We start from the raw sequence: 5,943 nt of genomic DNA on the forward strand, positions 1-5,943 counted from the left end.
TCCGGTACCGTTTCGCTGGAAGTGGAAGCCCGAGGACGCAAAAAGCATGGACGCTATTTAGGAATGGCTATACTAGCAGCTTGTGTGCGTAGTCGGTCCGCGATGCCGTCGCTCCGCATGTAGAGTAGTGGACTCCTCAGTGTTCGGCCGCTGAATGTACCACGAGCCCGCGTCGACGAGGACCTCGACGCCCTGCTCGCGCCGGCGAAAATGACCCTGCCGGACGAACACGATCCCCAAGCGGCCGACCACTTCATCACCGGACCAGCCGTGCTCGGCGGCGCAATGGACATTCGCTGCGCGCAGATCCTCGTGTTCCCAGCACATCGCATTCAGCATGGTATGATCCCTCCGCGACCATCATTCCCAATTCCATGGTAGAGCACGGGGGTGCTGCCCGTCTTGAACGATTTTGCGACCGCGGTGAGACCTCTATAGATGGTTGCGTACCAGCTCGCTAGCCTGTTCACGTTCGCGGTTAGGGGCATGGTTTCTACCCAATAAGGTTCGTGACGAGCGGCCCCGCGGTAATTCTGAACACACTGCGACATCGGCGCTCCAAAAATGCGATACATTCCCGGTTTCCCTCCCAAGAACTCCACGATACTAGACTTCCCAAACGGTGCGAATAGCGTATAGGACCGAAGCTTTCTCTAGCTCACTAACCAGTCCAATCGGGCCGGATCCTTAGTGCAGATACGCCCCCAATAGTTACTGATTAGTGGCGTTAAGGATTCTTGCCGTGCCCCCGGCATTACGCCTTCCACCGGCCAGAGTGGATGGCGTCCAAGGCCAGGCGAACGCCGGCGGCCGGGTCGAATTCATAGGTCCGAATCTGGTCGTAGGTGAGGGTTACCTCAGGTTCCAGGTGTCGCACCGCGGGGTTTAGTCCGGGCAGGGATAGACTTTGCTTGAACGAAATGGTCCCGGTGAATTGCGAATGCGGCAATGTAAAGCGGAGGATGTCAATGAAACAGTTGGGTGCCTGCGAGGATGGCACGCCGACGTGGTGTGCCCCGAGGCCTTTTAAGGTCAGCAAGATGTCGAAGCCCGCACTGTACGTTCGGGCTCCCGTCACCGCCACCACGTGCGGGCGCCACCTGGGCAAGTCCGGCACCGCGTTGCGAAATGTCGGCACATCGGCCAGCCAATCCTCGGCGTCGGAGCCCAGAGTTCGCGCCCCCTCGGATGTACGGGTTTGCCACCGCCGTTCCGCCCGAAAGTCGTAGCCGCCCGGGCCCCAATCTCCGGCCGGTATCTGCCCGTAGTTCTTCGCGTACAAGGGCGAGTACCGCGGAATCTGGTATCCCTCGTCGAGCCTCGCGAAGGCAGCAGGCCCGAAGACGGCGTATCCCAGCATATTGGCCAATACGGAATTCCCCCCCGTGGATTCGGTTAAATCCACGACCAACCACGGCGTGCGGGCGCTCGCCATGGCGTGCAGGCAGGCGATGAGAATCGGGGTGGCCGCGGGCACCTCGGACACAAACCGCTCCAAATCAGCGTTCGTGGGCTCAGCTCCAGGATGGACGTCCCGATACCAAGATCGTATGGCATGATGATATCCGGACGACCACCACACTTCAGCGGCTTCCCGATAGCGCATCAAGGAACCGATCCGGAGGATTGCGACATCTTGCCGGGCATCGGCAAATCCCCACCCCAACTGGGTGGAATCCAGGGGCGGCATCGCGACGCAAGACGCGGGTTCCCACCCGGTCTCCGGGGAGGCCTTTTGCCAGATGGCCGGGATAAGCCGATGGGTCTCATCCGGGTTCCGGAGCAGGAAGGTGCCCTGGTTGGCGTCGTGACCCAACACCTCGTGCCAGCGGGCGGGATTCCCGAGCACATCCGCCAGGCGGCGCCAGACGTGCAGGTGATTGTCGCACCCCCAGAACGTCGCCACAGTGGCAGCCAAACGGTCCATCGGCACGTCGTTCACCGCCTCCGCGCGGGCACCAAGGCAACCCCGTAAATCGGGCGACAAGACCCGCGACACGAAGAGACCGTCGGGAATCACCGCAAACTCCAGCGCGAGGCGGGTCGACGACGGCGCCGATGGCTGGGTTCCAATGGTGGTATGTCCATCCTGGAGGGCCGCCACAAACGGCCGCAATCGTCGGAGAAACTCGTCTGCGGTCAGCCGATCGGGCAGATGGCGCCGAATCGCGTCAACCCGACGATAAAACGCGATCGGACCTCCCCCGCCGGAAAAGGGATCCGGATGGGACTCGACCAGCAACTGGCACAGCGTATCGAGGTCGTCCTCCATCGCCTGTTTTGTCAATATTTCCATAGATTCGGCCCCCCCCCCTTATCGTCGAGGCTCGTGTCGATCCGGACCATGAGCCTCCATGGCTCTTTCGATTCTCCATTTCTTCTCCCGATTCCTTCGGGCACATGCGCCCCCCATCGTACGATCAGGTCGCCAGGACAGGGTTCGAGAAGGTGAGTCAATTAAATCAAGACCTTGGTGAATGCTATCTCCAGCGGTTCGTTGGGCAACAGGAAGCATCCCGCATCCCGATACCCGAGCTTTCGGTAGACATGTTGCGCGTCCTCATTTGATAATGTTGAGGTCATGACCACGTCGAAGCCCTGCTGTCGCATATCAGTTTCCCAGAAGAGGACCGCTTGCTTGCCCATTCCCTGACCGCGATACGGCGCGTCAATCCCTAGCAAATTCATGAATGGGGTGTTTGTCCCAGAAATACCCGGACCGGAGCCACCCCATGTTGAGCCCCTCACCATTTCGCACGATGTAAATCTCATGTTGGCTGATTTTTGTGGAGAGTAAGCTCCCTACAAGATGACGATCGTGGACTCGCAGATATTCAGCGTCTGCTTCCCTGGCATACATAGGCAATCTTCACACTGCACCCCCGTCTCGCAACCCAAACGGGTTGCTCTGCGAGTTAATTCGCGATTCGCGCAAGGATCCCTGGCGGGACACCCCCGTTAATCCCGCACAAGGGGCAATCCCCACGCTCCATCGTGCCGACAGGCGGCGAGAGGCATACGCCGATCGGCGGATGGTGCCCGCTGGGTCGGCATGCTATCATCGGGCCAACAGGAGGTGGAACCGTGAATTCCCGGTCGATGCGCAGGCTCGTCGGATATCGTCGGTTGTGGCTGGCGACGGCGCAAATCGGGTTGTCCAGTTGGATGGTGCAAGTGGCGCTCTTTGCTGCGCTGGTGTCCCACCATTCAGCGCGTGTCATGGCCATGGTCCTGCTACTCGCGACAATGCCCTCATTGCTGGCGGGGCCCTTGTTCGGGGCGTGGCTGGATCGGCGGGCCATGCCCGAACTCGCGGCGTGGGCAGCCGGTGTGCAGGCGGTATTGCTCCCGGTGATGGCGTGGCTCGTCGTGCACCACCTCGTCCTCCTCACCGGAGTGTATGCCGTGTACAATCTGACGGGAACGCTTAGCGCGACGGGGCGTCAGCAGCTCCGATACCACATGGTGCCGCCGGACCGCTGGGCCGAAGTGAATGCGCGCCTGGGCGGTGTCACCGGGATCACCACCATCGTGGGCGCGCTCTTGGGGGGCACCGTGGCCTTGTGGGGGCTGACGACGGTGTTGCTCGTGTCCGCGGCAGCGCGCCTGGTAGCCAGCATCCTCCTCGTGTCTCTGGCCCGCCGCGTCCGAATCCTGAATGCCGCGTCCGACATGTCGTCCCCCGACCCGGATGACGCCCTCCGTGACGGGCTTCGCGCTCTGAAACGGTTCCCGGCGGCGATGAGCGTGCTCCTCGTCGGCATCGCATGGGGCGTCTTGGGCGGGAGTTATGACGTGTTGCTCAGTGACTACGGGGTACGGCTCCTGCACGGCGGCGGATGGGGCCTCAGCGGGCTGTACGCCACGGACGGTCTGGGCGTCCTGCTGGGGACGTGGGTGGCGCGCAAGATCCGGGCGCGGTGGCGCCCCCACGCCTACGGTCTCGCGTATTTGCTGCAAGGCGCCTTCTGGACCGCCTTTGCCCTTAGCCACACCTGGGCGCTCGCCACGCCCTGGCTCTTGGCCATGCGGATGGCCAGCGGCCTCATCATTGCCTGGGACACCACCTTGCTCTTGGAAACGGTGCCCGACCGACTGCACAGCCGCGTTTACGGCCTTCATACTGCCACCTACGGGATCGTCGGCCGCGCGTCTCTGGCGTTGACGGCCCTCGTCATGTCCTGGGCGGGACCCCGGGCGGTCGCCGTGGGATCCGGGATCGGTTCCATTCTCGTCGGGGCCACCTGGTGGTGGGTCCGAGGACGACGTTGGCCTCCCGCCGGAGGAAGCGCAGCAGGGGAAGGTCTTGCGGAGTCGGTCTCCCACAACCCACAAACGGCCACCACCCAGCCGGACTCGCCGCCTCCGTCATCGCTCGCGAGTTAAACAAGGGATGGTGTCTTTCGTGCGGCCCGAAAAGCTCACCGCTTCGGGCGCTTTCGCCCCCGAATCGCGATGATTCGCCCCCTAAAGCATCCTCCGACCTTCGTTTCGCGATCGCGTACCATGGTCTTGGCCGGCCATGCCAAAATATAGCCATCACTGATCTGCGATAGGAGGGCTCTTGCAATGAATGAATCCATCGAGCGTCTGCTAGGAGCGTCCCACCGGTTACCGGATTCACACAAACGCAAATTCTTGCCCGCCTTGAGGAAGAGGTTTGGTATCGGACTATAGTGCGCCACATGCAAACAGATTGGGACAATCCCTGTGGCGACGCCTACAACAATCTAGGAGCCGGCGATGTGATGCTTACACCGTTTCCCTACGCGGACCAAAGTGGTGAGAAAAAGCGGCGCGTGGTCCTCCTGTCGACCGACAGAGCAAAGTTTTAGCGAACTGTCTGAACCGTTCTGATGGACTTATTCATTTCTGACCATTCCTGATCAAATCTGTTGCCACCTTCCTGGTTCATCGCGCCACGGCTTCTTAGGGCCATTGGCCGGTCGTCCACCGGAGGGCGCTCCCCAGACTGTCACCGAGCAGTCCGGCTTACGCCGGAACGGGTGAGGAGCCCCTCACCGAACTCTCGGCCACTCGACGTAAATTGATCGCCGCGTTGATGTCGCGATCATGATGCGTGTGACATTCTGGGCACGTCCACTCCCGCACAGCGAGCGGCATTTTCGGGATTTTGTATCCACACGACGCACACGTTTTGCTACTGGGATACCAGCGATTCACGACGATGACCGTCTTCCCCCGTTGCGCCGCTTTATATTCGAGTTGACGACGGAATTCGCCAAAGCCCATATCCGCAATAGCCCGGGCCAACGGATGATTTTTGAGCATTCCGGCCACGTTCAGATCCTCGATGGCGATGACATCGAAACGTTCGACGAGATCGGTCGTGAGTTGATGCAACGTATTGGCCCGGATATTCGCAATCCGGGCATGGAGCCGGGCGATGCGCCGTTGGGTTTTCCGCATGTTCTCCGACCAGGGGATGTGCATTCCTTTCGGAATGGGTTCGCCGGGCTTCAGCCCGGCGCGGACTTTAGCGGCTTCCATCTGGCGACTGAAGTGTTGAGATAACTGGCGGAGTTTCTTCAACGTAGCGGAATAAGCTTTCGGTCCCGCAACCTTCTCGCCGGTCGAGAGGGTAGCCAACGCCGACACACCCAAATCCACTCCGACCACCGCTTGGTTTTCGCGGCGGACACTGTGCAGATCGGGCATCTCAACGGTGATACTCAGAAACCAGCGATCCGCGGTGCGTGAGATAGTTCCCTCCACGACTTTCCCGACGAACCGCAAGGTTTCGTGCATTCGCACCCACCCCAGCTTCGGGATATGCACCTTGCGGCCTTTGACGGTGAATTGATCATTCGTGAGCGAAAAGCTATCGTGGCGGCCCTTCTTCTTGAACGTGAGGGTTTTTCATAACTCGAAGTCGTTGATTTGCAACGCTTGTAAGGTGCGAGAAAAATGCGTTCCCCCTGA

General features: G+C 60.7%; 3 protein-coding genes and 1 pseudogene. 1 reads left to right on the forward strand and 3 read right to left on the reverse strand.

Annotation, left to right across the window (positions count from 1 at the left end; translation table 11 throughout):
- Nucleotides 1-754: 754 nt before the first annotated feature.
- Together HIJ39_RS21020 and HIJ39_RS24390 are read right to left on the reverse strand one after the other, a co-directional pair.
- Nucleotides 755-2,296, reverse strand: a complete 1,542-nt coding sequence (locus tag HIJ39_RS21020; RefSeq protein ID WP_169102999.1) for a hypothetical protein — start codon at nt 2,294-2,296, stop codon at nt 755-757.
- 161 nt (nt 2,297-2,457) lie between these two features.
- Nucleotides 2,458-2,688 carry a GNAT family N-acetyltransferase gene (locus HIJ39_RS24390; RefSeq protein ID WP_243239878.1) on the reverse strand — a complete coding sequence of 77 codons (231 nt, stop codon included), beginning with the start codon at nt 2,686-2,688 and terminating at the stop codon, nt 2,458-2,460.
- Between the two features lie 396 nt (nt 2,689-3,084).
- Here HIJ39_RS24390 and HIJ39_RS21030 point away from each other — a divergent pair, with 396 nt between their 5' ends.
- On the forward strand, nt 3,085-4,386 hold the full coding sequence (locus tag HIJ39_RS21030; RefSeq protein ID WP_169103000.1) for an MFS transporter: 1,302 nt from the start codon (nt 3,085-3,087) through the stop codon (nt 4,384-4,386).
- Nucleotides 4,387-4,992: 606 nt separating this feature from the next.
- Here HIJ39_RS21030 and HIJ39_RS21035 read toward each other — a convergent pair.
- Nucleotides 4,993-5,859 (reverse strand): annotated as a pseudogene (locus tag HIJ39_RS21035) (RNA-guided endonuclease InsQ/TnpB family protein); the annotation flags it as partial.
- Between the last annotated feature and the right edge of the window lie 84 nt (nt 5,860-5,943).

It is taken from the genome of Sulfobacillus harzensis (assembly GCF_012933365.1).
Lineage (GTDB): Bacteria > Bacillota > Sulfobacillia > Sulfobacillales > Sulfobacillaceae > Sulfobacillus_B > Sulfobacillus_B harzensis.